Raw genomic sequence first — 1990 nt, forward strand, 5'->3', positions numbered from 1 at the left:
GCCGCTCGTCCTATTACTACGCACCGGTGCCGGAAACGGACGAGACGCTGGCGCTGATGACGGTGATCGACGAGACCTTCATGGAATGCCCATGGTACGGCAGTCGCCAGATGGCGCGGCACCTGCGGCGTGCCGGACACGAGATCGGTCGCAGGCGGGCGCGGCGGCTGATGGCGAAGATGGGGCTGACGCCGATCTACCAGCGGCCACGCACGAGCGATCCGCACCCACAGCACCGGGTCTATCCGTATCTGCTGCGCAAGCTGGCGATCGAGCGGCCCAACCATGTCTGGTGCGCCGACGTGACCTACATCCCGATGCGTCGGGGCTTCCTCTACCTGGTCGCGATCATGGACTGGGCCACACGCAAGGTCTTGGCCTGGCGGCTGTCGAACACGATGGATGCCGGCTTCTGCGTTGCGGCGCTGGAGGAGGCGCTGGCCCGCTACGGCAAGCCCGAGATCTTCAACACCGACCAGGGCAGCCAGTTCACGTCGCAGGCCTTCACCAGCGTGCTGCGCGAGGCCGAGGTCCGCATCAGCATGGACGGCCGGGGGCGGTGGATGGACAACGTCTTCATCGAGCGGCTCTGGCGGTCCCTGAAGTACGAGTGCGTCTACCTCCATGCCTTCGAGACCGGCTCCGAGCTGCGTGCTGGCCTTGGCCGGTGGATCACCTATTACAACACCCAGCGTCCGCACTCGGGCCTAGCCGGACGAACCCCGGTGGAGGCCTATCGGCGGATCGGGCAATCAGATCATGGGGGGCATGCCCCCCATGATCTGATGATCAAGAAGGCGGCATAACGACAACCGGGATTAGCTTAACTCAGCCGCCAAACTGTCCAGGAAGGCGGGACCACCTCAAGTGGGCATCTTCAAATCCAGCACTGAAGCAAAATTCGTCTTAGTCCCGAGCGTCAAAACCGGTCTACCCGTTCTCGTACGGATCTCAATCATGCAACCTTAGTGAGGCTCCGCGTCATAATCAGAACGAGCTGCAAGTCGTCATTGTTTTCACACGTTAGTACGCAGAGATTTCTGTATGAAAGCAAAGGGTCGCCGAAGACAAGGGTATGAACCGCAGCGACCCTCCGTTTCAAGCAGCCGGTCTATCGGGCAAGATGCCGGCTGCCCTAGGCCCTGTTGACAAACTGATTGGTCCAGAGGCGGGCGGCGGCGATATGTATGAAGCCGAGATAGCTTGCTGAGGTTTTGTCGTATCGGGTTGCGAGGCGGCGCGAGCATTTGAGCTTGGCGAAGCACCGCTCAATACGGTTCCGCAAGGCGTAGGTGACGGTGTCGTGCGGGATCGGCTCTTTGCGATTGGCCTTGGCCGGGATCACTGGTGTTCCGCCACGCTCGGTGATCGTTGCCCGGATATGATCGCTGTCATAACCCCGGTCAGCCAGGAACACGCGAGCCGTCGGCAGGTCATCGTCGACCAGAGCATCGAAGCCTTTGAAGTCAGATACTTCACCTCCCGTTACTTCCGCCCGGACAGGGAGGCCGTGAGCGTTGGTAATGAGATGGATCTTGGACGTGAAGCCACCTTTTGAACGGCCAAAACCCTGTCTTTGAGTCCCCCTTTTGCGCCCGCTGCCAAGTGGTGCGCGCGGATCACGGTGCTGTCGATCATCTGGACGCTGTCTGGCGCTGCGCCGCTATCGTTGAGGGCATCGAGCACCAGTTCCCAAAGTCCGGCCAGGGTCCAGCGCCGGAACTGGCGATACACGCTCGACCACTTGCCGAACTCTTCAGGCAGATCACGCCAGGCAGCACCGGTTCGAGCAATCCAGAAAATACCATCGAGAACAAGGCGGTGGTTGGAGGCCGGGCGACCGCCTTGCCCCCGGATCGCTATCAAAAAGGGTTCAAAGAATGCCCACTCGGCATCCTCCATCAGCAACCGCGCCAAGATAACCTCCGCAAAAGCTATCTTGAATCACATCTCGCAGCGATTGTGAATCCAGTTTGTCAACAGGGCCTAG

The 1990-nt window shown here is 60.5% G+C and carries 2 protein-coding genes; one reads left to right on the forward strand and one right to left on the reverse strand.

The window, feature by feature from the left end:
• Positions 1–806, forward strand: an 806-nt coding sequence (locus A9D15_RS04630) for an IS3 family transposase (protein WP_066762217.1), incomplete at its 5' end; no start/stop codon positions are given.
• A 329-nt stretch (positions 807–1135) separates the two neighbouring features.
• Here the strand turns inward: A9D15_RS04630 and A9D15_RS16200 are convergent.
• A protein-coding gene (locus A9D15_RS16200) for an IS5 family transposase (protein WP_425304720.1) occupies positions 1136–1902 on the reverse strand; the annotation gives its coding sequence in 2 pieces (ribosomal slippage) (positions 1136–1581 and positions 1581–1902; 768 coding nt in all).
• Between the last annotated feature and the right edge of the window lie 88 nt (positions 1903–1990).

Source organism: Croceicoccus pelagius (assembly GCF_001661915.1).
In the GTDB taxonomy this organism is placed as follows: Bacteria; Pseudomonadota; Alphaproteobacteria; order Sphingomonadales; family Sphingomonadaceae; genus Croceicoccus; species Croceicoccus pelagius.